This is a genomic window from Niabella drilacis, from assembly GCF_900101395.1.
GTDB classification, from domain to species: Bacteria; Bacteroidota; Bacteroidia; order Chitinophagales; family Chitinophagaceae; genus Niabella; species Niabella drilacis.
Window position 1 is genome coordinate 710,499 of record NZ_FMZO01000001.1, and the last position, 24,310, is coordinate 734,808.

The window sequence follows — 24,310 nt, forward strand, 5'->3', positions numbered from 1 at the left end:
TATGTTAAAAAGAGCGGGTATGAAATATGGGATATGGGCACTCTTTCTTCTGATGAATCATTGTAGTTCAGCCCTTGCACAAGGCAATATGCCGGCTGAGTTAAAGCGGTATATTAACAATATCAGCTCTTTGGGGTTAGACACAACAGCGATGGACATTGTTTACAGCAAAGTTGAAAAAAATATATATAAAGTTCAGGTATCACTTCATCTGAAAGAAGGAGTACAAACAGGTAGCTGGCAATTATCCGTCCGGCCGGCATTCCAACCCCGTTTTCACTGGGCTCCGCACCTGACTCCGGATAGCAACCATGTGATCGCCCAACATGTATTCCGGGCGCCTGCGTTGATTGTTACGGATGCTTCGCAGATGCTCACCATTATACCCGATCTGGACCTGATGCAAAAGGGTAGCCCCGTGCCATGGTATATGGATATGAACGCAGCACAGAATCTTTTGGTTGTTGGAATGGGAAATACAAAAGTGAAAGAACACGTGCTCTTTGAAAAAGCACCGGGGGCCTTTTTCCCGGCAGGAGCAGTTCAGCTGGCATTTTATTGTATTTTTTCAGATAGTCCCAAAGACCTTCGCAATCCCTGGCAAAGGACGGTAGACTTTATGTGGCGCAGATGGGGCGCTCCTTTATACCGCCAGGGAGAGCCGCTGCATCATAACGATATGGAGCCCTATATACGTCAAACCTATCAATGGGCATTTACCAGCTGGCGGAAACCGGTTTGGCAGGAGTTTGAATGGAATGGAAAGCAGGTAGGTGCACCGGTGTTTATTGTAAACGTAACTCAAAGCCCCGGTTACCCGGGGGCTGAGAACCAGCGGGAATTTACTTCCATCTGGAACCAGGCCTGGTTTAACTCGCTTCGGTCTGCGCAGGGACTATACCGTTTTGCACGGCGGACGCATCGTAATGAGCTGAAGGAACTGGCATTAAAAACAAAAGAGCTGGCGCTTTCCTTCCCACAGCGTAATGGTATTTTCCCTTCGGTAATAGCTACTGAAATGGAAGAGGTAACAGGAGCTGATGGCAAAAAGTACCAGCGGTCGAAAGGATGGGGAACAAAGTATTTTGGCAACTCCAACCGTAACCCCTATACCTGGGATGCACGGGCAGCTCCATACCATATTGCGGACATGAGCTTTACCGCTTACTGGATGCTGGTTTGGTATGATGAGCTGGAAAAGGATAAAAGATTATTGGAATATGCCCGGCGTTATGCTGATGCACTGATCCGGTTGCAGGATGCCTCCGGCTTTTTTCCGGCCTGGCTGAAGCTGGAGGATCTGAAACCTATGGATCATTTGAACCAGTCGCCCGAAACCAGCATTTCTGTAACCTTCCTGCTGAAATTATATGAGCTGACAAAAGACCGGCGTTACAGGGCCAGCGCCACAAAAGCAATGCAGGCAGTTATGGAAAAGATCATCCCCACTGGACAATGGGAGGATTTTGAAACTTACTGGTCCTGCAGCCGGGTAGGAAGTAATGATTGGGTGGGTAAAAAAATTGCCCGTAATAATATGTTCAAGCAAAATAACTTTTCTATTTTCTGGACAGCGCAGGCACTTCTTGAATGCTACAGGCTTACCCAAAATAAGGAATATCTTCAATGGGGCCAGCGTACGCTGGATGAGCTGCTAATGTTTCAGGCTGTTTGGCAGCCGCCGTATATGGCAGTCCGTACCCTGGGAGGTTTTGGCGTAATGAATGCCGATGCGGAATGGAATGATTCAAGACAAAGCCTTTTTGCCGAGCTGATTTTTCAGTATGGAAAATTATTGCACCGGCCGGATTACTGTCAGCGGGCGATCGCTGCTCTGAAGGCATCCTTTGTAATGATGTATACGCCGCTGAATCCCGCTTCCATGCAGCAATGGCAGGCCCGGTGGCCCTTTTTTAATGACAGGGATTATGGGTTTATGATGGAGAACTACGGGCATGACGGTGCAACAGACGCACAAGGCCTGGGTATCGGGGAATTTACCATCTATGACTGGGGCAACGGTGCGGCAGCAGAGGCTTATAACAGGATCTGCGACCACTATGGCGCGGACCTGTTCAGGAAGCCGTTCTGATGGGTATGCCCTGATGCACTGGCATGGCCAGCCGGGGTACAGCTGTAATTAATACAGACGGCATTGCTGCCTTTTAACCCGTTTTAATAATAACTTTGATACAGCCCGTTGTTAGTAAAAACAGTTCCCTGGTGCAGCAATAATAAAAATGTAATATGAGTAAGGTAAAACTGATCTTCGTGGGGGGATTTCTGGGGGCCGGTAAAACAACACTGTTGCAGTCTGTTTCCGGGCTTCTCGCTGCCGGTGGAAGATCCGTTGGCCTGATCACCAACGATCAGGCAGAAGGCCTGGTAGATACCCGTCTTTTAACAAAAACAAACGGTGTTGTAAAGGAAATAAGCGGTAGTTGCTTTTGCTGCAATTACAACGGGTTTACAGAAGCCGTCGAAGCGCTGATGCGGCACCGGGAGAAAATTGATGTGATCATTGCAGAGCCGGTGGGGAGCTGCACGGATATTTCAGCAACGATCCTGCAGCCCCTGAAAGAACAGATGCGGGCTGTATTGGAACTGGCCCCGTTTACCGTACTGGCTGACCCGGAAAAACTGGAACGCATCCTTGAGGGCGATGATGCCGGCATGCATCCGTCTGCGGCATATATTTACCGGAAGCAGCTGGAAGAAAGTGATCTGATAGGGCTTACAAAGGCAGACAGGATCAGCCCGGAACGGCTACAGGTCTTAACGGGAAAAACGGAACTCGTATTTCCCGGGCGGGATGTGCGGTGCATCAGCGCCCGTAGCGGGGCGGGGGTGACCGGCTGGCTGAACGATGTAATGACCGGCACGGTTTCCGGGAGCCGGATAACAGCCGTAGACTATGCGGTTTATGCCGAAGGCGAGGCGGTCCTGGGCTGGCTCAATGCTGTTGTCCTGTTGCAGGGAACCACAGTGGATTGGGACGTTTTCCTGGAAGCGTATTTCTACCGGCTGAATGACCTGCTTGGAGTGCAGGCGCCGGTGGGGCATATAAAAGTGATGATCGAATGTATGGGCAATCAATACCGGGTGGGTAATCAGACGGGCACGTTGGATACGTTACAGTTCAGGGGAACCGCGGGTGTCAGCAATATCGCAGCAATGACCATCAATGCGAGGGTGGAGGCAGACCCGCGCCTGCTGGAGCAACAGGTATTTGAAGCATTGGCAGAAACGGTCAGCGAGGGAATGTTTTATGAGGTTCGCCGGTGCCGGTCGCTGAGCCCCGGATACCCCCGCCCCCGGTATAAGTACGATTATGTGGTGGTCTGATGGAAACAGTTCCTTTAAAATAAAAACGGATTTCATGAACAGTACAAAAGGCCGAAGGTCATTTATTAAAAAGGTAGGCTTGGGAAGCCTGGCTGCTATCGCTTCCGGAACCACGGGCGCAGGGACGTTGGAGGATAAGAACGGTTTACCCGGCAACGTTCGGGAACATAAATTGCCTGCAGCGTCGAGGGCATACAATGGCGCTTACAAAGGCGAATACCTGAACCGGGTCGCTTTCCCCATTGGGGGACTGGGAGCCGGCATGTTTTGCCTGGAAGGTACCGGTGCTATTTCGCATATGTCGATCAATAACCGGCCGGAGGTTTTTTTTGAGCCCAATGTATTTGCCGCGGTTTGCGTAAAGGGCGTTCAGCCTGTGGCAAGGGTACTGGAGGGACCAGTGCCGGAGTGGAAGATCTTTGGCCAGCGGGGAACTGGGAATGGAGCCGGGGGTACCAGCTATGGATTACCGCGTTTTGAAGAGGCATCATTCCAGGCAAGATTTCCTTTTGGCATCGTTGAATTAAAAGATAAAGCAGTACCCCTGGATGTAACGCTTACGGGATGGAGCCCTTTTATCCCGGGATCGGAAGATGATTCCGGTTTGCCCGCGGGCGCACTGGAGTACCGGTTTGTGAACCGCTCAGGAAAAACACTGGAAGCGGTTTTCTCCTATAATGCTAAAAACTTCGTGGCACGGGGTGAGCGGGCGCGCATCCGGAAAATGGACAACGGGTTTGTACTTTCACAGGAGCCGGGCAGGGATAAGCCCTTCACAAAAACAGATTTTGCGATCTATACAACAGCAGATCAACACCCGGTTACGGACTATTGCTGGTTCCGGGGAGGATGGTTTGACCCCGTAACGATGATCTGGAATACCATTGAAGCCGGAGATACAAAAGACAATCCGCCGGTAGACTGGGATGCGCCGGGGGCTTCTTTATTTATCCCGTTTACTTTAGCGCCCGGTGCTCAGCGAACGATCCGCATCATGATGGCCTGGTATGTTCCCGAAGCCGATCTGCGTATACAGGATAAAGGCCCCGATGGCAAAGCTTCATGCAATAATGATAGCTGCTGCATCACACCGCTGGAATCGGGACTGGAATCCTATGTGCAGTTTACCGGCGAAAAATACCAGCCCTGGTATGCCTCCCGGTTTAAGGATATACAGGCCGTAACCGGGTACTGGCTGCAGCAATATGATGCATTGAAAAAAAAATCGATCTTATTTAAGGACGCATTTTACAGCAGCACCCTCCCCGCCGAGGTCATGGAGGCGGTAGCGGCCAATCTTACCATATTAAAGTCGCCAACAGTGCTGCGCCAGTATGACGGGCGTATGTGGGCATGGGAGGGATGCAGCGATGAATCGGGATGCTGTCATGGAACCTGCACGCATGTATGGAACTATGCGCAGGCCATTTGTCATCTGTTTCCCCGGCTGGAGATCGGGCTGCGGAATACTGAGTTTTGCGAGGACCAGAGTGCGGCAGGACATCAGACCTTTCGGGCCAACATGCCCATCAGCCCGGTGAAGCACGATTTTCATGCAGCGGCAGACGGTCAGCTGGGTGGGATCATGAAGGCTTACCGGGAATGGCGCATCAGCGGAAATCATACCTGGATGAAAAAAATATACCCGCTTGCAAAGCGCAGTCTTGACTATTGCATCGATACCTGGGATCCGAAGCATAAAGGTGTGCTGGAGGAACCGCATCATAATACCTATGATATCGAATTTTGGGGACCCGATGCCATGTGCACCACTTTTTACCTGGGAGCCCTGCAATCCATTATTACAATGGGGCGCTTTTTAAAGGAGGATGTGACTGTTTACGGCTCGTTGCTGGAAAATGGGAAGGCCTTCCTGGAAAATCAGCTGTATAATGGTGAATTCTTTTTTCAAAAGATCCAGTGGGAAGGATTAAAGGCGCAGAATCCTGCCGAAGCACAGTCCTTTGGAGGCGCTTATTCCAAAGAAGCGGTGGAGATCCTGAAAAAGGAAGGGCCCAAGTATCAGTACGGCAGCGGCTGTTTGTCGGACGGCGTCCTGGGAAGCTGGATCGCCGCGGTTTGCGGGCTAAAGGATCCCGTTGATCCTCAGAAGATCAGTAGTCACCTGCTTTCCGTGCACCGGTATAATTTAAAGAAGAGCCTTAAAGGGCATGTGAACCCGCAGCGACCGGCCTATGCATTGGGCAATGAAGGTGGTTTGCTGTTATGTACATGGCCAAAGGGTGGAAAATTATCATTGCCTTTTGTGTATAGCAACGAAGTGTGGACGGGGATCGAGTACCAGGTAGCCGCTCATTTAATGATGATGGGGAAGGTAAAGGAAGGACTGGAGATCGTGAGGGCCTGTCGCGACCGGTATAATGGCAGGGTGCGCAACCCGTTTAACGAATATGAATGCGGGCACTGGTATGCAAGGGCTATGTCGAGCTATGGTATGTTGCAGGGGCTTACCGGCCTGAGATATGATGCGGTTGATAAAATCTTGTATGTGGATTCAAAGATCGGTGACTTTACCTGTTTTCTTTCAACGGCTACCGGGTTTGGGACGGTATCGTATAAAAATAAAATGGCACAGTTGAAAATCGCCCATGGCAGTATTGTTATAAAAGAGATCCGGTACGCAGTATGAGGAGGCCTGTTCACTGGCAACGGTTAAAGCTTTTGTTGTGGATGCCGGTGCTTGTAAAAGTGCCGGTATTTCTGAAACCGGAGCCTGCCGTGCTTCCGGGAAATGTTATTGTTGCCCATGTAAAAAGGATAGCGCGGGTGACCGGGGCAACCCGTGCAGGGGAGCGGTTTCCCAATCCTAACCAGACTGATATAAGGTATGACGTAGGCGGCACGGACCTGGGCATTGCGTGGCGCATGGGAAACGGAACAGTGGGGCTCTTCTTTGGTGATACCTATGGCCGTGATTTTAAACCCGGTGCGGGCGGTCCGGGTGAAGCGGGGAACTGGCGCTCCAATATACTGGCCTTTTCATCAGATAACAACCTGTCTGATGGGCTTACGTTAAATGGAATGCTTACCGCTGGGGGTATGACGGCAGCGAAAGAAGTGATCGCCAGCAGGCATGACCCGGATTGCAACGGGGAACATACGATGATCCCCACGGCGGCCATTCATGCAGGTGGAGCGGATTATGTGCATTGTATGAACATTCATTGCTGGGGTACGCCGGGTAAATGGAACATCAATTACGCTGGATTGTTCCGCTCCACTGACAATGGAAAAACATGGCATTCCTGTAAAGGAGTACGATTTCCGGCAGCGAGTAAATTTGCCCAGGCCGCTTTTACAAAAAAGGATGGCTGGGTCTATATGCTGGGAACACCTGCCGGCCGGCATGGCCCCGTCTATCTGTTGCGGGCGACTGAAAAAGGGCTTGCTTTCCGGCAACAGTTTGCGTATTGGAATGAAGCCCGGGGCTGGGTAAAGGGTGATGAAGCAATGGCAACACCGGTGATCGAAGCTCCGGCCGGTGAAATGTCGGTGATCTATAATGAAACCTTTCGGCGGTGGATCGTTGTATACCTGGACGTAAGCCGCAAGGCGCTGGTGCTGCGCGATTCGGAACAGTTGCAGCGGGGGTGGAGCGCTCCCAAAACGCTGGTAAACGCTGCCGATTACCCGGGCCTGTACGGGTCTTTTATTTACCCTTCGCAAAACGGGACGGAACTTTATTTCCTGATGTCGGTTTGGAAAGATTATAATGTCTTTTTAATGAAGGCCGATCTGAAGCAGGAAGGGGAGTAGGGTTGAATGGTGTTTTATCAAATAATAAAGGGGCCGGCTTATAGAATGAGCCGGCCCCTTGTGTGTGATTTTGTCAGAACGATTTATTGGCCACATCCCACCAAAGCCGGGTGGCGCCGTTATTGGAACCGCCAACGGTAGCAACTGCTGCTGTGGCTGCGGCCTTATTGGTGGTGAATTCTACCTGGGGAATGGGAATGCTGCGGATGCCGGGCACCGTTGGGATGGCACCGGCGCTTTTATTAACTACTACAGGGAACAGGATGGGGTATCCCGTCCTCCGGTATTCAGCCCATGCCTCTTCGCCATCGGGGAACAGGGCAATCCATTTTTGGGTAATGATCCGTTCCAGCTTGCGGTTATTATTGTCGGCATCGCTCCATTTGATGGTAATGGTGCTGAGGTTCGGAGATCCGGCCGGCACATCATTCTCTCCTGCGGTCCTGGCCTTCGGATCTATATAGGGTTTGGGTTTGCTGGTGGCATCGCTTTTATAGGCGCTGGCTTCTGCAGCAAGTCCATACATGGCAAAAGAACGGTCAATACCGGTTTCATAATTGGTTTTGGCATTTCCTGCATTGGCCCAGCCCCTTAATGCGGCCTCCGCTTTCAGGAACCAGGATTCCGCTGCCACCATCAGCTGCATATTGTTAACAGGGAAGAACACCAGCTTGGAATAGGAATCGTATCTTGATTTTTCATCAATATTAATACCGCACCGGATCCCTTTATATTGCCCGGCTACAACCGGGTCCGTGGCTTTCTGAAAGTATTTTGATATGCGCGGATCATTATATCCGCCCATGATCGACTCCATTGGCGCTCCCATACGCGTGTCGCTCCAGTCGTTTACGATCACGTTGAGCGGGTGTGATACACTCAGGCCTACGGAACAATTCTGACTGTTCTCGCTCAGCAATCCTCCGTTTGCCGGATCCAGTGCGGACTCGCCCTGTGTTTTGGCCATAGCACCATCAATGATAGCTACACGCAGCGCCAGCCGCAGTTTTAAGGTATTGGCATACTTGAGCCAGTTTACATAATTATTTGCGGTATAAGCCAGGTCTGCATTCTTCATCTGGGGCGAAATGGTTTCCGGCAGCTCTTTTAATATGCCGATCGCAGTATCCAGGTCTTTAAAGAACAGGGGGTATACGTCCTTTTGGGCATCATAGCTGATCGTTCCGTCCTCATTGGGTATATTATAATGGCTGTAAATGACGGGGCCTATTTTATCACTTACGCGCGACATGGCCGAAACCCTTACGATCCTTGCCAGGGCTTCCAGGTCCTTAAGTTCGGGGTTCGCCTTTGCCGCAGCGATCACCTTGTAGGTCGGGTTCATAACATTAATATAGCGCGATGTCCATATCGTAGCGTTCCACCCATCCTGGAGGCTGTAGGTAAGATTGTTGGCATTGGATACAAACGGGGCTTCCGCTGCCATATAACCGGAGTACGAATCGCTGGTCAGGTTCTCCGATAACTGGTAGGTGCCAACATCTTCCGGGATAATAAACCGTTGCGCCTGTTGCAGGAATGCCGATAGTAAAGTATAATCGGCATCAGCCTGTTCTTTTGTAAGCCCGATGGGGTTGGTGTTGAGGTCTTTGAAATTTTTGGTACACCCCGTTAGCAGCAGCACTGCCGCGGCAGATGAGCAAAACCTGCTGATAAAATATTTTAATGATTTCATTGTCTTCATTTTTTCTGCATTAATTATTTGAATGGAAGCGCATTATTGTGCTTCTTAAAAACTGAGGTTCAGGTTAAGACCATAGCTGCGGGTGGTGGGTGGCCCAAAACTGTCGAGCCCCTGCCCGCCATCGGTTCCGGTGGCCGTGGTGGAACTCAGCTCCGGATCAAAGGGCGCATTGTTTTTAAAAAAGAACAGGTTGCGGCCCACAAGACTCACGCTGGCATTTTTGATAAAATTTGATTTTACAGGGATATGGTAGGCCAGGGAAAGCTGCCGGAGCCGGATATTGGTAGCATCATAAACCTCGCCTTCAATGATCCCATCGCGGTTCCCAACACCCTGGTAGTATTTCTGGGCAGGAACATTGGTTACGGCTTTCCCGTCCTGGTCTACCGCGTCTACCGTTACACCGGTCTCCCGTTGATCGGCGCTTATTTTACTTACCCCAAATGAGTTCAGGTATCCCTGGGTAATACTGATCACCTGCCCGCCAAACCGGCCGTCAACCGTAAAATCTAACGACAATTTGCCCAGGTTAAAGCTGTTGTTCCAGCCTACCAGCGCTTTGGGATTGGAGCTGCCGATATAACCGTCTGCTGATGCAAGCGGGGTGCCGTTGTTGTCCACGACGATCTTTCCGTTCGCATCTCTCAGGAAGGTCTTTCCCCAGAAATCGCCAAAGGATCCGCCTACCCGCAGTACATTGAAGTTAGCGATGGGGTAAGCATTGGTTAACCGGGGATGCAGCTCCAGTACCCTGTTCCGGTTGGCAGTGTAGTTGACACCTGTGCTCCAGCTGAAATCCGTTTGCTTGATTACGTTGTAGTTCAGCGATAGTTCAACCCCTTTGTTCTCCACGTTCCCGGCATTCAGGTAAACGGTGGTGTTCAGTAAGCCCAGCGGCCCCTGGAAGGTGAAGAACTGGTTCTTGGTATTGGTCTTATACAGGGCAAGGTCAACGGTCAGCCGGTTGTTGATGAACCGGCCTTCATAACCCAGTTCCCAGCTGTTGCTGATCTCGGGCTTCAGCGGAATATCGTTGTAGACGCCCGCGCTGTTGGCCACAATATTGCCGCTTGCCATAGTGGCTTCGGGTATCTGCGACACAAATACACCCACACCGTTACCAACCTGGGCATAGGACAGCCGCAGTTTACTGTAGTTGTTCCGCAGCTGCAGTATATCGGACAACACGGTAGCGATACCCGCAGAATAATAGAAGAATCCGCTCTTCTCATTGGGCGTGCTGGCCAGGGTTGAGGACCAGTCGTTCCGGCCTGTGAGATCCAGGAACAGGTATTTTTTAAACCCGAGGTTGGCAGAGGCGAACAGCGATTGGGTCTGGTTCCGCTGGTACACCTCGGTGAGCGCGTTCACAGGGTCTTTGCGGGAGAGGTTGGCCAGGGAGAAGCCATTGGCTGCTTTCAGCTGCCGGGCATCCAGGTTCCACCCATAACTGTTCAGATCAGCAATGGCCGTACCCACGGTGAAATTGAATGCCAGGTCGTCGTTCAGGTCCCTGTTGCCGATCAGCAACAGGTCGCCGTACTTATTGGTAGAGGCGATCTCTTCGCGGATATACCGGCCATTATCCACAGGGGTACCACCGGTCGTTTGCCCGGAGAGCACTCCCTGTGTTCCGGCAGCCACCTTCCGCTCAAATTTATTCCATACGCGGTTCAGTGTACCGCGGGTGCTGATGCTGAGCCAGTCGTTCAGGTCATATTTAAGGCTTACGGCTCCGATGAGGCTATGCCGGGTCTGATCCGTTGGGATCTTGTTTAAGATCCAATAGGGGTTCTGGGAGTGGTGGGTGCCGCCCAAATCCGCATCTGCGTTGATGTTGAACCAGTTTTGCAGCAACAGGTTGCGGGTGGGAGAGAGATACTCGTAATTGTTTTTGAAATTGTCAAAGTCCAGTCCGCGCGGGAACATATACAAACCGCTGAGCGGGTTGAAATAGAGACCGGAGGCCGGCCGGTTGTGCACATCCTGGAAGGCATACATCAGGCTTCCGTCAAAGCTGAGTTTGTCGTTGAAAAGCTTAGCCGAATTGCGGAAACTCAGGGTATGCTGCTTAAAAGTGTTGGTGGGCATAACCCCTTTGTTGGCAGTATTGGCATAGGAAAAATAGTTGCGCGATTTGTCCGTACCGCCGCTTATGGCGATGCTGTTGATAAAGGTGGTGCCGAGGTTGAAGAAGTCTTTTACATGATCGTTGTAAGAACCCGGCTTTCCCCAGCTGTCTTCGGCATCGCCCTTGGCCGATGCCGATTGCCCGTAACGGTATTGTAGTTTGGGCAGGTAAAATGCCTGGTCAATATTCGCCGTGCTGGAGAAATCGACGCGGGTGGTACCGGCGGCTCCTTTTTTTGTGGTGATCATGATCGCTCCGTTGGCGCCCTGGCTTCCGTATAATGCCGATGCAGAGGCTCCTTTCAGTACATTGATACTTTGAATATCATCCGGGTTAATGCTGCTGAGGATATCCCCCCGGTCGGTGTTGCCTCCGAAAGGGCCGGTGGAACCGCTCCCGGCCGTATTTACAACAGGTAGCCCATCAATCACATACAGGGGCTGGTTGTTCCGGTTGGATTTTAATCCACGCAAAACAATATTTACGGACCCCCCGATACCGGATGAGCTCCGGTTGATCTGCAATCCGGCAATTTTACCGGTCAGGTTGTTCATGGGGTTTACATCCTTGGCTTTTACGAGATCCGATCCGCTGATCGTTTGCGTGGAATAGGTGAGCGACCGTTCGGCACGCTTAATGCCCAGTGCTGTTACCACTACCGTGGTAAGCTCTGTATCGGAAGCCTGCAGGGTAATGTCCAGTGCTTCCCCGCTTTTTCCGGAAGCCTGCCTGGAGGCATAGCCCACATAAGAGAAGACCAGCACTTCGCCGGGAGCAGCGGAGATGCTGTAATTCCCATTGGCGTCGGTGACGACGGCCTTGTTCGATTTCCTGGAGATAACAGTTACACCGGAAAGTGGCGCTCCGTTTGCTCCGGTAACACGTCCGTGTACGCCTTTGTCCTGGGCCCGCGCTGCAAAAGCGCAAAGCAGGAACAGGCAGAAGGCAATGAATTGTTTTGCTTTCATTTTTGTTGGTAGTTTTGCTTTAGTGAATAATAAAATCCTTATTAAAAAGAAGGGGGCTCCTGTACCGGATTTGATCCGGACGGGAACAGGCAATATTTTCCCCGTCCACATATCGTGGTCCTTTTTTGCTGATGCATAAAAAACACTTCCCGCACCGTAACCCGGTGGATTACGGCCCCCTGCGAGTCAGGGTGCTGTTGTTACGGCATATACGGGCTTATACGCCGGGCAGCAAACAAAGTGCAACGGATCGTTTTCTTCTCATGTATGATGATCTTTTGCATTGGTGAACAATAAAATTTCGTGCCAGTGGGCTGTGAAAAACGGGCTTTTTTTTTAGTTTTTTTTCAGCACCTGCAGGGCACAAATGTCTGGAGGGAGGTAATATACCTGGGAGGGGCTTTCTTTCATGTATAATACTGGGTTCTTTATTAAACCGAATATAAATAATAGTTTTTGAAACTTAAAAAAAAAATTAAAAAGCTCCAACCCGGTCATAACGCGGGCTCCTGTTTTAAAAGGGGCTTTTGCCGGGCTAACTCTTTTACGGACAATTAGCTACATTTGCACACTGAATTGATGTTATTTTATGACAGAAGAAATAAAAGCGGAAGAAAAAAAGAGCCTGAATTTCCTGGAAGAGATCGTGGAGGCGGATCTGGCTGCGGGAAAGTATCAATCCATCATGACCCGGTTTCCCCCGGAGCCTAACGGATACCTGCATATAGGTCACGCCAGCAGCATTTGCCTGAATTTTGGTTTGAGCCTGAAGTATGGGGGCGGCACCAATCTCCGGTTCGATGATACCAACCCGGTAACAGAGGAAACAGAATATGTGGATGGAATCAAAAAGGATATTCAATGGCTGGGCTTTGAGTGGGCCAATGAGCTCTATGCATCTGATTATTTTGAGCAACTGTACGAATACGCGGTAACGCTCATAAAAAAAGAACTGGCGTATGTAGATGATAGCACCAGCGAGGAAATAGCCGAACAAAAAGGAACCCCAACACAGCCCGGCAGGCGAAATCATTATGCGGAACGGACGGTAGAGGAGAACCTGCGCCTGTTTGAGGAAATGCGGCAGGGAAAATACAGGGACGGGGAAAAAGTGTTGCGCGCAAAAATAAATATGAGCGCGCCCAATATGATCATGCGGGACCCGATTTTATACCGCATCAAGCATGCGCATCATCACCGCACGGGTGACCGGTGGGCTATTTACCCGATGTATGATTTTGCACATGGACAAAGCGATTCTATAGAGCATATTACCCATTCGATATGTACAATGGAGTTTGTGCCGCACCGGGAGGTCTATGACTGGCTGATCGGGAAACTGGAGATCTATCCTTCGCACCAGTATGAGTTTGCCCGCCGGAACCTGAGCCACACATTGACCAGCAAGCGCAAACTGTTGCAGCTGGTCAACGAAAAATATGTGTCGGGCTGGGATGATCCCCGCATGCCCACTATTGCCGGTTTACGGCGGAGAGGGTATACCCCCGAAAGTATCCGGGACTATTGTGAGCGCATTGGCGTGGGCAAGCGGGATAATATGGTGGATGCCGGGGTGCTGGAGTTTTGTGCACGGGAGCATTTGAATAAGATCGCGTTACGCCGTATGGTGGTATTTGATCCCCTCAAGGTAGTACTCACCAACTACGAAGGAACAGGCGAGCATCTGCATTCCGAAAATAACCCGGAAGACCCGGATGGGGGTACACGGGCGTTGTCCTTTAGCAACGAACTGTATATTGAGCGGGATGATTTTATGGAAGAGGCACCCAAAAAGTACTTCCGCCTGGCGCCGGGCAAGCAGGTCCGCTTAAAGAGTGCCTATATCATTCAATGTGATGAAGTGGTTAAAGATGCGTCGGGAAATATTATTCAATTGAACTGCTCCTATTTTGCGAACAGCAAAAGCGGCGAAGATACCTCCGGCATCCATGTAAAGGGAACACTTCACTGGGTGAATGCAAACGATTGTTTCCCGATCCGGGTAAATGAATATGACCGGCTCTTCACCGTTGAAGATCCCGCAAATGCAGAAGGTGATTTTACCGACTATATCAACAAAGATTCGCTCAAGATCATTGGACAGGCATTTGCGGAGCCGGCATTGAAAACGGCGGGACCTGAAGAGCGCTTCCAGTTTTTGAGAAAAGGATATTTTACACTGGACCCGGGCAGCACACCGGAACAAATGATATTTAACCGTACGGTTACTTTAAAAGACAGTTGGGCTAAAGCCGGGAAATAGCTGTGAGCTGTTCCAGGTTTGAGGTTTGCATTTTCGGTTAAATCCGTGTGGCGTCCTATTGCCTGTTAACACATGCCCTTATTTTCAAATCTTCAAATGATGACTGCTGAAGGCTGATAGCTGACCGCTGTCAATGGATGATGTTGAATACAAACAGCAGCGTGGTAATAAATAACAGTCCCAATCCCGAAAGGAAGAGGTAATCAGCAAAGGTTTCCAGCTGCTGGCTTTTGCGGCCGGAGGTTCGCATGGAAAGAAAGGACAGGATGCAGCTGGTCATAAAGAACAGGATAGCAATAGCGGCTGCTTCGTCTATCACAGTACGTTCGCCTTTGTTGCCAAAGATCCGCAGGGAGGTAATAAGGATAAAGCAGATGCCGGTAAGGTTGGAAGCGGCATTGAGAATATGGGGCGATTTTTGCTGATCCTGTTTCATTGTGTTTACCGATATAGACTGTTAAGGTAGTTAAAAAAAGGGCGCCGGGGCAGGACTCGCTTTGCTGTGTTGTCATTTTATAAAAAAATTAAGTACCGGCAATATCCCTGCCTATTCGTTTATGGTTCCGGGTTAGAGTCCGGTTTCACGGGCCACCGGCAGGTTCCGGGTCTTCCTGATTGCGACCGGTTCAATGATTGCACCCGTTTTATGCCTGATACAGGGTCTTATTTCCACGTTTTCAAATACTCAGGTGGCAACGCCTGCTCTATTAATGAACTATTAAATTTGCCGAAGGGGCTGGCGCTTTTAAAAAAAAGTCCTAACTTACTTTAGTAAACTATTTCTAAACTCCTTAAACGTTGATTATGGAATTAAATGAACTTTTGTTAAATGAAGAAGCGTTGCAGGTAACGCGCACCACGGAAAACGAATATTCAGAAATGGATGGCGACGGGGCAGATGGTGATGGCAGCGATGGCGACGGATCCGATGCTTCCGACGGAGATGGAGGGGCGGATGGTGATGGGGGCGCCGATGGCGACGGAAGTGATGCAGACGGATCGGACAATGCCTGATAAAAATGAATTGTATGAAAAGCTGCAGCATCTGGTATGCTGCGGCTTTTTTATTATTTTGTGAGATCTAAAAATGGACTGAATATATGACCGCCTTTTTTGACAAGATCATTGCTCCCTGTTCTGTTGAGGCCTTTTTTAATACCTATCATGAAAAGCAGGTCCTGCATATCCGGCGGAATGATCCGGCTTATTATAATACGGTGCTGACGGCGGCCGAAATATCCGCGTTTCTCGACCGGCAGGATGTGTTTTATCCCTCGTTGCGTATTGTAAAGAACGGAAATGAAGTGCCTGCTGCAGCGTACACCCTGAAGGGAGTGCCGATCGGGCATCATAAACGGGATGGCATCATTCATACGGAGAAGGCTTTTGCCTTGTTTAACGAAGGCGCCACGCTGGTGATCCAGGCAGGGCAACGGTATTTTGATCATTTATCGGCCTGTTGTATGGCGCTCTCCCGGAAATTTAATGCGCCGGTTCAGGCAAATTTATATATAACCCCCAACCGGTCCCAGGGTTTTAACCCGCACTGGGATACACATGATGTATTTGTACTGCAGATTTCCGGAACAAAAACCTGGCATTTATATGGCTTTGAAAAAGAGCTGCCCACAAAAAACCAGGGATTTGTGAGCAAGGGCTATAATAAGGCGCCGGAGCAGACCCTGCAATTGCAGCCCGGTGATTTTTTGTATGTGCCCAGGGGCTATGTGCATGATGCGGTAGCGGATGATGGCATTTCTGCGCATATCACGATCGGGATATTATCATTTACCTGGATCCGGTATTTTTCTGAGCTGCTGATGCAGTTGGAAAATGAGAAAGCGTTCCGGGAGGCCGTCCCTTTCTGGAGTAAGGATCTGGATGCTGCTATCGGGGAAAAGACGGAACTTTTGAAAGAAACGATCAGCCGTTTAGCCCGTGCCGATGCGTTGCGGAAGCTGGATGATCAGTACCAGAAAATGCAGCCGCAACTGGTACAGGGGTATTTTAATAGCCTGCTGCAATTAAACGACCTTGGTGCGGATACCGTGCTGGAGGTTAACCGCAATGTGTTTTACGAACGGGAAAACCTGGGAGACCAGTGCTTTTTAAAGTGCTTTGGAAAAACAATTTCATTCCCCGGCTCCCTAAAACCGGCGATTGATCATATATTTGATTCCGAAAATTTCACGGTGGCAGCGCTGCCCGGCGAACAGCCCGAGACCGTTATGATGGAGGCGGTGACGCAGCTGGTCCGGGAGGGAGTGGTATTCATCAGCAATTCAAACACAATATAAATACAATCATTGAGCAAGACAGGCACCCGGCACGTTTTTTTTTGCAGCGCAGCATCGCGGTATTTTAAAGAGGATATTCATGGATCTGCGGCAAATTATAACGGGTTTATATTGCTGGAGCATAGTGATCCTTTCCCGGAAAAGATCAGCCAGGCCCATTTTGATCCTAACTTTATTGCCGGTCTCCAGGAGCTGGCAAAACAAAAAAAAGCGAAGCTCCTGCTGATCCGTAACCGTAAAACGGATTTTAAGACCTGCCGGCTGATCTATGTGGACTGCATCCGGCATCGCTACCTGACCCTGCTTTCCACACTGGCAGATGTGGCAGCCATCCGGCTGGAATTTTACATCAATAACCCGGATACCATCTGGGAAACGGACCCTTTCTTTGTGGTATGCACCAATGGTAAAAAGGATAAATGCTGTGCTAAATTCGGCTTTCCTGTTTTTAAGTTCATTGAGAATCATGATAAGGCCGTCCCCGTTTTTGAAAGCACTCACGTGGGGGGCGACCGTTTTGCGGCCAATGCGGTATGTCTGCCGCAGGGCATCTATTATGGCCGTGTAATGGTTGAAGATGTGGATGCGATCCTGGATGCAACCGAGCAGCAGCAGATCCATTATCCCAACTACCGGGGGCTTTGCACACGGTCGTTCCTGTATCAATCCGTAGAATGTTATCTGCGGGAGCGGTTGCAGGACTTTTCAACAGGCTTTGATTTTACCATTGATGCCCAGGAGGAAGAGGAGGAAGGCTTCCGGTTCCGGGTTACAGCAAATGGGGCTTCCTACCAGCTTCGCCTTCTAAAGAAAGTGATCCCTTATCCTTACTACCTCACCTGCAAATCGCAAAAGCCGGGGAGTATCACCAGGTATATACTGGAATATTTTGACAGGGCATAAACCGGTAGTCCTGCCGGTTACAGCTATTGCAGCTGCAGAAGCGTTTTCAATTCCTGAAAATATTTGAGCGTTTCTTTTTCCATATCATACTCCTCATCTTCTGTTTTGCCGTGTCCTAATGAGGTAATGTATCGGAGCCGGTTGCTCTTAAAATAAGTAGTGGCGCTCCATACATTCACATCTTCCCGGTTCCCGTTCACCAGTAATAGTTCGCGTTCATAAGCCCGGATCAGTTTTCCCCGGTCAAGATAATACTGGTAATCCTTTTCAATAATATGGTTTTCGGGCGTTTTTTCCGACCCGTGTTTTTCAATTTTGAATAAACGGCTTTTGTATAACCAGTAATGACAGGTGCCGTCCTTCTGTTTGACCGTATGTTTAATGAGTGCCGGGCTTCTTTCAATCTGTGCAATGAAATGTTCCACCCTGTTCCGGTAAGCTGTGTCCTGCTGACCATAAAGCATTACCGTAGCAAAGCAAGAGAGGAAGAGCATAAGTGATTTCATGTTGATACGATCGGGCTTTAAATATACATTATGCAGGCGGAGGATTATCCAGCCGGGTCAGCCATCAGCATTCCAATATCAAAGTCTAAATACCAAAATCCAACTACAAAATACCAGGCCCCCGGTCATTTAACCATCAGCCCCTGTGGATCCCGGGCAAACAGGTAGGCATCGTATTCAATAAAGTCCGTTGCTTTGATCTGCACGGTCTCTGGCTTTCCGTCCTTTAAGGTAAAAACGGCCGGGAACACACCAAAACCAATATTGGAATAGGTGAGCCGGAAAGTGTTATTGTCCATATATTCCAGGGTAGCCGTCAGGTCCGGGTGATGCTGAAAGGAACAGCTCAGCTGCCTGGTTCCTTTCCTGGAGATCCGGATCCTTCCATAAACCGTATTATAATAGTCACCGGTATAGGCATCCAGCGGTACCGGAGTGCTGTTGCGGGCATCCACCCGCTGCTGCATCCGCGTCAGTTCGGTTGCGGTCTCTTTCCGGGTCTTGGCCGCATAGCCTTGCAGGAACCTGCTCCGGTCTTTGTAGGGAACACCCAGGTAGGCATCCAGTATCTGGTACCGGAGTGCTTCAAAAAAGCTTTGGTTGTCATTATTGGTCAGGATTACGATCCCCAGCTTTTCTTCCGGTACAAAGCACAGGCTGCTTACAAACCCGAATGCTCCGCCTGTATGCCAGTATATCTGCCGGCCGTTATAATCGGCGGAATACAGCCCAAGCCCATAGGTTACAAAATGAATGGGGTAGTTGCTGTTCCTGCGGCTGTTCACCGTTATGTTGGCATCGCGTGTTTTTTGCAGCACCTCCCAGGGCAGGAACTGCCTGCTTTCAAAACGGCCGCTATCCAGCTGCAGGCGCAGCCATCGTGTAAGATCTCTTACATTGCTGACCATGCTGGCGGCTGGGCCCAGGTTGTCGATACGATCAAATGGTAAGACCGTAAGCGGGCTGAACATATTGCTGTGGGGGGAAGCTGCGTTGGCGCGCTGCTGCATATCCGCAGTACTCATAAATGTACGCTCCATGCCCAGGGGAGTAAGGATGTTTTCCTGTACATAATGCTCCCAGGTTTGTCCTGTAACCTGCTGCAGTACCTGGCCCGCCGCTAAAAAGCCGGCATTGCAATAACCGTAGTCCTGCCGGAAGGTGCCGGAGGGTTTCAGGTACCGCAGTTTCCAGAGAATGGAGTCTTTGGGAAGGCTGGAGTCCCAAAAGGTAAAATCGCCCTGGAAGGTTTTGGTGCCCAGGCGGTGGCACAATACATCCCGGATCGAGATCAGCCGGGTAGTAGTACTGTCCCACATCCGGAACCAGGGCAGGTACCGGGTAATGGGATCGTTGAATGACAATTTCTTTTCGTGCTCCAGTTTTGCTATAGCGGTTCCGGTAAACAGCTTGGAATTGGAGGCTATCATAAAAAGCGTGTTTTCGTCAACCTGCCCGGGTTGGTTGATGTCCCGCACACCATAGCCTTTTTGAAGGAGTACCTGCCCGTCTTTTACAATGGCAATGGCCAGCCCGGGGATCTGCCATTCCTGCATTCCTCTTTTGATATAATTGTCCAGGCTGTCACCGATAAAAGAAGGCGTCTGTGCGGACAGCACGCAGGCACTGCAGGTAAAAAAAGCAAAGAGCAGTATTGATTTCATTGTCTGCTTTGGGATGAAAATGATTAATTATGGAGATAAATATACTTAAAAGCGGGCATGCTGCGGGAAGTCTCAGGGCAAACGCATCTGGTTTCAGCATTGTGCAGCTCCGGAGGAGCGGCGTGTTTATAGTAATCTGCTGTTTTATCCCCCCGGCTCCTGTAGGAGCCGCGTGTCTGTTTGGCCCGAAATTTTACGCGGCTCCTACAGGAGCCGGCTTTTCTCTTTAATACCTTGCTATAAACACGCGGCACTTACAGCGCCCGAAAATGCTCCCGGTGTGCTCTTCTCCCCCAATTTAGATGCGTTTGCCCTACGGGAAGCCCCTGTTCCCGGAGGTAACGTTTTCCCGCAGGTATGCAGCACTCACCGGCTTTAATGAACAACAGAAGAGAGGGTTTGACCGACAGTTATTGCCTTTTGGACCATTATTAAAAACAAAACGGCCTGGCCCGGATTATCTTCATGTTGTTATCCGGGGTGCCTGACTTATTAATCCGTAAGAAAATGAAGCGTCTTTTATTTACATTGTTAATGAGCACTGGTCTTTGCGGTGCTTTAGTTGCCCAGCAGGCGGCGCCGGCAGTTCCGGCTGCAGCAAAAGAACACAGGAAAGCTACCGGCGTCACAAAGTCAGGAAAGCCGGATATGCGTTTGAAAGCCAACCGGGATGCTGCCAAAGCACAGGCGCTGCAACCCGTTCCTCCCGTCCCGGCGCCGCAGCCGAGGCCGGTTGTTGCTAAGCCCCAAGCGACGCCTGTACCGGCTCCTGTGCCCCGCCCGGCGGTTGTGCAGAGCACCCAACCGGCAGTGGCCGCCGCAGATCCCGTCATAGGCACTGATGCAAAAGGAAGAACGATTTACAGGGGAAAACGGGGAGGCAGGTACTATGTAAATAAGAACGGGCATAAAGAGTATATAAAATAATAGGCAAACACTTAGAGGCAAAGAGGGCGCTCCGGTTGATTCCGGGCGCCTTTTTACTTTAAAAGCCGTTCCGCTTCCGCAGCGGAGGAGATCGTACGGGGCCTGCCGGAAAGCGCTCCCGGTAAAAGTTGCCATATTTCAACAGATATAGTACATTTAGCGGGATGAATGATGCAGTGATCAAAAAACTCAGGATTATTAGGATTATACAGGAAACGGCAGATGCAAAAACGTTTGTAGTGGAGCCGTTGGGCGACTGGAAGCCCGTTTACAGGTCGGGGCAGTTCCTGACGCTTGTCTTTCAGAATCACCTGGGGGAACAGCGGCGTTCGTTTTCCATTTCTTCAAGTCATGTGGTAGGAGAACCGCTTGCCTTTACAGTGAAAAAATTAGATAACGGTGAATTTAGCCGGCACCTTATTTACAAAGCAAAGGCGGGCGATGTGCTGGATACATCCGGCATCAGCGGTTTTTTTGTGCTTCCGGAAGATACCTCTGGTAAGCAATTCTGCTTCCTTGCTGCCGGGAGTGGCATTACACCCTGCTTTTCGTTGATAAAAACGCTCCTGAAGACCACGGAGGCAAATATGATCCTGTTATACAGTAACCGCTCGGAGGCCGACACTATTTTCCATGAGGCTTTGCTGCAGTTAAAAGAGCAATACGCAGGGCGGCTGCTGATCTATTTTATGTTTAGCAATCATCCGGACGTATTACAAAAGCGGCTCAGCCATTGGGTACTGACGCATTTTGTAGAACAGCACCTGCCGGCGCCGGTGAGGAAACACACGTTGTTTTATATTTGCGGCCCTTATGACTATATGCTTATGGCGGGCATCTCCTTAAAAAGTAATGGGGTGAGCGGAAAACAAATCATAAAAGAAGATTTTTATCCCCTGCCACGGTTGCTGAAACCCAAACCACCGGATCTGGAGGCGCATAAGGTCACCATACGGATTGGTCATACCAGGCACGAGCTGGTGGTGCAATATCCCAATACGATTACGGCCTCCGGTAAAAAGGCGGGCATAACGTTGCCCTATAGTTGTGAATCGGGGCAGTGCGGCAGTTGTGTGGCTACCTGCACTTCGGGGAAGATCTGGATGGCATATAATGAAGTGCTGACGGATGATGAAATTGCTAAAGGCCGTGTACTTACCTGCCAGGGTTACCCGGTCGGGGGCGATGCCGCTATTGTTTTTGAATAAGGGCGGATAACGGGATGCCAGGGGCCGGATCGGGCAGTATCCAACGACGAAAATCATGGCCTCACCGCTGAATGCCGGGGGTTGATCGAATTTCTGCTATTAACTTTTTTTTAAGAATTAACTTCATTGTCTGCCAAAGAGAAACATTGACTATTTTCTAAAATGCTAAGCGACCCAGGCTAACTGCTTTTGATTTTGAACCCCTCACATTTTAAATTCCCGTAGGATCGAATCTCTCTGCTGCTGTTTTTTGATGATTTCCGGAAGCGCGGAAGCCAGGTAGTTTTTCAGGCTATCGGGCGGAATGGTGAGTGCGGCAGGGTCTTCAGCGAGTTTAAACCAGGGGCGGGGTTGCCCAAAAGGGTACTGGCCAAAAACCACAACAGGTGTACCCGCTGCTGCCTGCTGGTTGTTTTTTAAGACCCATTGCTCGGCCCAGCTATAGAGGAACCGGGCATCAGATTCCTGCAGGCGCATACAGCTGTGGGATGCCGGGTAGCCGGGGAGCGCATATTCATGGAAACCGACTCCCCAGGTATTGTGCACATTGAAATTCCATTTGAGGATCCATTCATCATTAACAGTACTGGTGGTTTTACGGGCCTTCCAGTTGGCAAAATACAGGCGTGCCGGTGTTGGCTTGCTTTTGCGGCCCGTGTTGGTTTGGCCGGTTAAGACCAGCCTGCCGTTTTCATATGCGGCAAATGCCTGGGCGTGCAGGGAAAAGAGCAGGATCTTATGAATGTCCTTTAAGAAGCTTACTTCTTCCGGAAATGGAAGGTACGCCGTGCGTGGCAACGAAAAATCACTGGGTACCAGGATACTGTCCAGGCGCCGGATATGATTGGAGTCGGTCCGGTTGATGGCGATCAGGAGGTCGAGATGCCGGGCTCCGTCAAAGCTGTCTTTTAAGGATTGCCACACTTTTTGTTTAATAAACCGGTAACTCAGGCGGGGCGGCTCCGGCTGTAGCGGTGCTGCCCGGGTTGTGTCTTTTGACAGAGGAACAGCGGTGTTTACTTTTTTTTCGATCTGTCTGCATGCGGTAAACAGGATACAGGCAACTGCAGCAGTTAGGAAATAGCGGTTCATTTTAAATAAGAATTGCGTTGCAATATCGGTAAAAAAAGGTTGAGATGAGATGCAGCCGGTTTAATTCTTCATCACCAATTCCGGTGAGCCACTTCCATTATATAGAGGTTGTTGTACCCCGGCGTATTGTTTTTGCCCGCAGGCGCCGGTGGCGTACCGGCACACCGATGTATTTTGCCGCTTTTCGCGGGGAAAGCCTGCGGAGATCAGTGGGGGCCGGGGTGCGCACCCGCTGCTGAACCTTCTTAAGTGGTTAATCCGGATGTGTTTGTCCTGGCCATGTGCACCTGTTTTCAGACAGAAAGATGTATATTCGTAACCATTCACGTTAAATAAAAATTACTATATGAAAAGAGAAAAATTGCGCGTTGGTATGATCGGCGGAGGCAAGGACGCTTTTATCGGAGCGGTGCATCGCCTGGCGTTTAATATGGACGGGCAGGTAGAATTGTGTTGCGGGGCATTGAGCATTCACCCGGAGGTTGCTAAAGAATCCGGCGAAATGCTGTTCCTCCCGGAAGACCGTATCTATCTGAATTATGAGGAGATGATCCGGAAAGAAAGTCAGCTTCCGGAGGATAAACGCATGCATTTTGTATCGATCGTAACGCCCAATTTTGTGCATTTCGCACCGGCTATGATGGCATTGGAGCATGGTTTTAATGTTGTGATCGAAAAGCCGATGGTGTTCAGCCTGGATGAGGCCCGGCAATTACAACAGAAAGTTAAGGAAACGGGGCTGATGCTTTGCCTTACACATACCTATACCGGCTACCCGATGGTAAAACAGGCCCGGCAGATGGTGGCAGAAGGGGCCCTCGGAAAAATAAGGAAGGTTTATGTGGAATATCCGCAGGGGTGGCTGAGCCGGTTGTCTGAGCGTGAAGGAAATGCGCAGGCAGCCTGGCGTACAGATCCTAAAAAGAGCGGGAAAAGCGGCTGTATGGGAGATATCGGCACCCATGCTGCAAACCTTGCTGAGTATATTACCGGCCAGCATATCTCGAAACTTTGTGCAGACCTGAATACCATTGTGGAAGGACGTAACCTGGATGATGACGGTGCTGTATTGCTGAAGTTTGACCAGGGCGCATCGGGTGTGCTGATCGCCAGCCAGGTGGCTGCGGGTGAAGAAAACGCATTAAAGATTAAGGTGTATGGCGAAAAAGGAGGGCTGGAATGGCATCAGCAGGAACCGAACACCCTGCTGGTTAAATGGCTGGATGCTCCCACCCAGGTGTACCGGGCAGGCAGTGGCTACCTGAATGATTATGCAAAGCACAATTGCCGCACTCCGGCAGGGCATCCGGAAGGCTACCTGGAAGCGTTCGCTAATCACTACCGGAATTTTGCACAGGCGTTGCAGGCCAAATTGCACAATGAAACCCCGTCAAAAGAGAGCCTTGATTTTCCCTCGGTGGACGATGGTGTAAGAGGGATGGCCTTTATCGATAATGTTGTTGCTTCTGCGCAATCGGATAAGAAGTGGTGGGATTTTGAGATTTGAGATTTGAGGGGCCGGAA

Annotated in this window: 17 protein-coding genes; 11 read left to right on the top strand and 6 right to left on the bottom strand. The window is 50.2% G+C overall.

Annotated features, from left to right (window positions below; translation table 11 throughout):
- The first annotated feature begins 19 nt into the window (after nucleotides 1–19).
- The 4 genes from BLS44_RS02955 (at nucleotide 20) to BLS44_RS02970 (ending at nucleotide 7,122) form a co-directional block, all read left to right on the top strand.
- Nucleotides 20–2,092, top strand: a complete 2,073-nt coding sequence (locus BLS44_RS02955; protein ID WP_090388636.1) for a glycoside hydrolase family 88 protein — start codon at nucleotides 20–22, stop codon at nucleotides 2,090–2,092.
- 155 nt (nucleotides 2,093–2,247) lie between these two features.
- Complete coding sequence (locus BLS44_RS02960) at nucleotides 2,248–3,345, top strand: GTP-binding protein (protein ID WP_090388495.1); 1,098 nt, start codon at nucleotides 2,248–2,250, stop codon at nucleotides 3,343–3,345.
- Nucleotides 3,346–3,379: 34 nt separating this feature from the next.
- The gene (locus tag BLS44_RS02965; protein ID WP_090388496.1) at nucleotides 3,380–5,995 is read left to right on the top strand and encodes a GH116 family glycosyl hydrolase; all 2,616 of its coding nucleotides are present in this window, start codon (nucleotides 3,380–3,382) and stop codon (nucleotides 5,993–5,995) included.
- A complete protein-coding gene (locus tag BLS44_RS02970; RefSeq protein WP_245729078.1) occupies nucleotides 5,992–7,122 on the top strand; it encodes a DUF4185 domain-containing protein in 1,131 nt (376 codons plus the stop codon). Before BLS44_RS02965 ends, BLS44_RS02970 begins: the two co-directional genes overlap by 4 nt.
- 73 nt (nucleotides 7,123–7,195) lie before the next feature.
- On the opposite strand, the gene BLS44_RS02975 is transcribed toward BLS44_RS02970, so the two are convergent.
- A complete protein-coding gene (locus BLS44_RS02975; RefSeq protein WP_090388498.1) occupies nucleotides 7,196–8,818 on the bottom strand; it encodes a SusD/RagB family nutrient-binding outer membrane lipoprotein in 1,623 nt (540 codons plus the stop codon).
- Between the two features lie 54 nt (nucleotides 8,819–8,872).
- Nucleotides 8,873–11,926 (bottom strand): SusC/RagA family TonB-linked outer membrane protein, encoded by a 3,054-nt coding sequence (locus BLS44_RS02980; protein ID WP_090388499.1) that lies wholly within the window; start codon nucleotides 11,924–11,926, stop codon nucleotides 8,873–8,875.
- Nucleotides 11,927–12,515: 589 nt separating this feature from the next.
- Between BLS44_RS02980 and BLS44_RS02985 the strand changes: the two genes are divergently transcribed.
- On the top strand, nucleotides 12,516–14,189 hold the full coding sequence (locus BLS44_RS02985; RefSeq protein WP_090388500.1) for a glutamine--tRNA ligase/YqeY domain fusion protein: 1,674 nt from the start codon (nucleotides 12,516–12,518) through the stop codon (nucleotides 14,187–14,189).
- Between the two features lie 130 nt (nucleotides 14,190–14,319).
- Here the strand turns inward: BLS44_RS02985 and BLS44_RS02990 are convergent, their stop codons facing one another.
- Nucleotides 14,320–14,625 (bottom strand): hypothetical protein, encoded by a 306-nt coding sequence (locus BLS44_RS02990; RefSeq protein WP_090388501.1) that lies wholly within the window; start codon nucleotides 14,623–14,625, stop codon nucleotides 14,320–14,322.
- A gap of 368 nt (nucleotides 14,626–14,993) precedes the next feature.
- Between BLS44_RS02990 and BLS44_RS02995 the strand changes: the two genes are divergently transcribed.
- From BLS44_RS02995 to BLS44_RS03005, 3 genes are all read left to right on the top strand, one after another.
- Complete coding sequence (locus tag BLS44_RS02995) at nucleotides 14,994–15,203, top strand: hypothetical protein (protein ID WP_090388502.1); 210 nt, start codon at nucleotides 14,994–14,996, stop codon at nucleotides 15,201–15,203.
- Nucleotides 15,204–15,289: 86 nt separating this feature from the next.
- Entirely contained in the window at nucleotides 15,290–16,486 is a 1,197-nt protein-coding gene (locus BLS44_RS03000; RefSeq protein ID WP_090388503.1) for a cupin domain-containing protein, read from the top strand.
- Between the two features lie 9 nt (nucleotides 16,487–16,495).
- Complete coding sequence (locus tag BLS44_RS03005) at nucleotides 16,496–17,389, top strand: sucrase ferredoxin (protein WP_090388504.1); 894 nt, start codon at nucleotides 16,496–16,498, stop codon at nucleotides 17,387–17,389.
- A 23-nt stretch (nucleotides 17,390–17,412) separates the two neighbouring features.
- Here BLS44_RS03005 and BLS44_RS03010 read toward each other — a convergent pair whose 3' ends face one another.
- Nucleotides 17,413–17,895: a hypothetical protein gene (locus BLS44_RS03010; protein WP_143019640.1), complete on the bottom strand. Its 483-nt coding sequence runs from the start codon at nucleotides 17,893–17,895 to the stop codon at nucleotides 17,413–17,415.
- 125 nt (nucleotides 17,896–18,020) lie between these two features.
- The gene (locus BLS44_RS03015; RefSeq protein WP_090388506.1) at nucleotides 18,021–19,559 is read right to left on the bottom strand and encodes a serine hydrolase; all 1,539 of its coding nucleotides are present in this window, start codon (nucleotides 19,557–19,559) and stop codon (nucleotides 18,021–18,023) included.
- 507 nt (nucleotides 19,560–20,066) lie between these two features.
- On the opposite strand from BLS44_RS03015, the gene BLS44_RS03030 reads away from it, so the two are divergent.
- Both BLS44_RS03030 and BLS44_RS03035 read left to right on the top strand, forming a co-directional pair.
- On the top strand, nucleotides 20,067–20,486 hold the full coding sequence (locus BLS44_RS03030) for a hypothetical protein (protein ID WP_176954292.1): 420 nt from the start codon (nucleotides 20,067–20,069) through the stop codon (nucleotides 20,484–20,486).
- Between the two features lie 164 nt (nucleotides 20,487–20,650).
- A complete protein-coding gene (locus BLS44_RS03035; protein ID WP_090388510.1) occupies nucleotides 20,651–21,694 on the top strand; it encodes a flavin reductase family protein in 1,044 nt (347 codons plus the stop codon).
- 204 nt (nucleotides 21,695–21,898) lie between these two features.
- On the opposite strand, the gene BLS44_RS03040 is transcribed toward BLS44_RS03035, so the two are convergent.
- A complete protein-coding gene (locus BLS44_RS03040) occupies nucleotides 21,899–22,786 on the bottom strand; it encodes a L,D-transpeptidase (RefSeq protein ID WP_090388511.1) in 888 nt (295 codons plus the stop codon).
- Nucleotides 22,787–23,132: 346 nt separating this feature from the next.
- Here BLS44_RS03040 and BLS44_RS03050 point away from each other — a divergent pair, with 346 nt between their 5' ends.
- Nucleotides 23,133–24,293, top strand: a complete 1,161-nt coding sequence (locus BLS44_RS03050) for a Gfo/Idh/MocA family protein (RefSeq protein WP_090388513.1) — start codon at nucleotides 23,133–23,135, stop codon at nucleotides 24,291–24,293.
- The last annotated feature ends 17 nt before the right edge of the window (nucleotides 24,294–24,310 follow it).

What these genes read in the sequence shown, in the direction of transcription:
- BLS44_RS03030 (WP_176954292.1), top strand. Translation starts at nt 20,067, where the DNA reads ATGAAGCGTCTTTTATTTACATTGTTAATGAGCACTGGTCTTTGCGGT.
- BLS44_RS02980 (WP_090388499.1), bottom strand. Translation starts at nt 11,926, where the DNA reads ATGAAAGCAAAACAATTCATTGCCTTCTGCCTGTTCCTGCTTTGCGCT.
- BLS44_RS03050 (WP_090388513.1), top strand. Translation starts at nt 23,133, where the DNA reads ATGAAAAGAGAAAAATTGCGCGTTGGTATGATCGGCGGAGGCAAGGAC.
- BLS44_RS03035 (WP_090388510.1), top strand. Translation starts at nt 20,651, where the DNA reads ATGAATGATGCAGTGATCAAAAAACTCAGGATTATTAGGATTATACAG.
- BLS44_RS02970 (WP_245729078.1), top strand. Translation starts at nt 5,992, where the DNA reads ATGAGGAGGCCTGTTCACTGGCAACGGTTAAAGCTTTTGTTGTGGATG.
- BLS44_RS02985 (WP_090388500.1), top strand. Translation starts at nt 12,516, where the DNA reads ATGACAGAAGAAATAAAAGCGGAAGAAAAAAAGAGCCTGAATTTCCTG.
- BLS44_RS03000 (WP_090388503.1), top strand. Translation starts at nt 15,290, where the DNA reads ATGACCGCCTTTTTTGACAAGATCATTGCTCCCTGTTCTGTTGAGGCC.
- BLS44_RS02990 (WP_090388501.1), bottom strand. Translation starts at nt 14,625, where the DNA reads ATGAAACAGGATCAGCAAAAATCGCCCCATATTCTCAATGCCGCTTCC.
- BLS44_RS02995 (WP_090388502.1), top strand. Translation starts at nt 14,994, where the DNA reads ATGGAATTAAATGAACTTTTGTTAAATGAAGAAGCGTTGCAGGTAACG.
- BLS44_RS02965 (WP_090388496.1), top strand. Translation starts at nt 3,380, where the DNA reads ATGAACAGTACAAAAGGCCGAAGGTCATTTATTAAAAAGGTAGGCTTG.
- BLS44_RS03015 (WP_090388506.1), bottom strand. Translation starts at nt 19,559, where the DNA reads ATGAAATCAATACTGCTCTTTGCTTTTTTTACCTGCAGTGCCTGCGTG.
- BLS44_RS02960 (WP_090388495.1), top strand. Translation starts at nt 2,248, where the DNA reads ATGAGTAAGGTAAAACTGATCTTCGTGGGGGGATTTCTGGGGGCCGGT.
- BLS44_RS03010 (WP_143019640.1), bottom strand. Translation starts at nt 17,895, where the DNA reads ATGAAATCACTTATGCTCTTCCTCTCTTGCTTTGCTACGGTAATGCTT.
- BLS44_RS03040 (WP_090388511.1), bottom strand. Translation starts at nt 22,786, where the DNA reads ATGAACCGCTATTTCCTAACTGCTGCAGTTGCCTGTATCCTGTTTACC.
- BLS44_RS02955 (WP_090388636.1), top strand. Translation starts at nt 20, where the DNA reads ATGAAATATGGGATATGGGCACTCTTTCTTCTGATGAATCATTGTAGT.
- BLS44_RS02975 (WP_090388498.1), bottom strand. Translation starts at nt 8,818, where the DNA reads ATGAAATCATTAAAATATTTTATCAGCAGGTTTTGCTCATCTGCCGCG.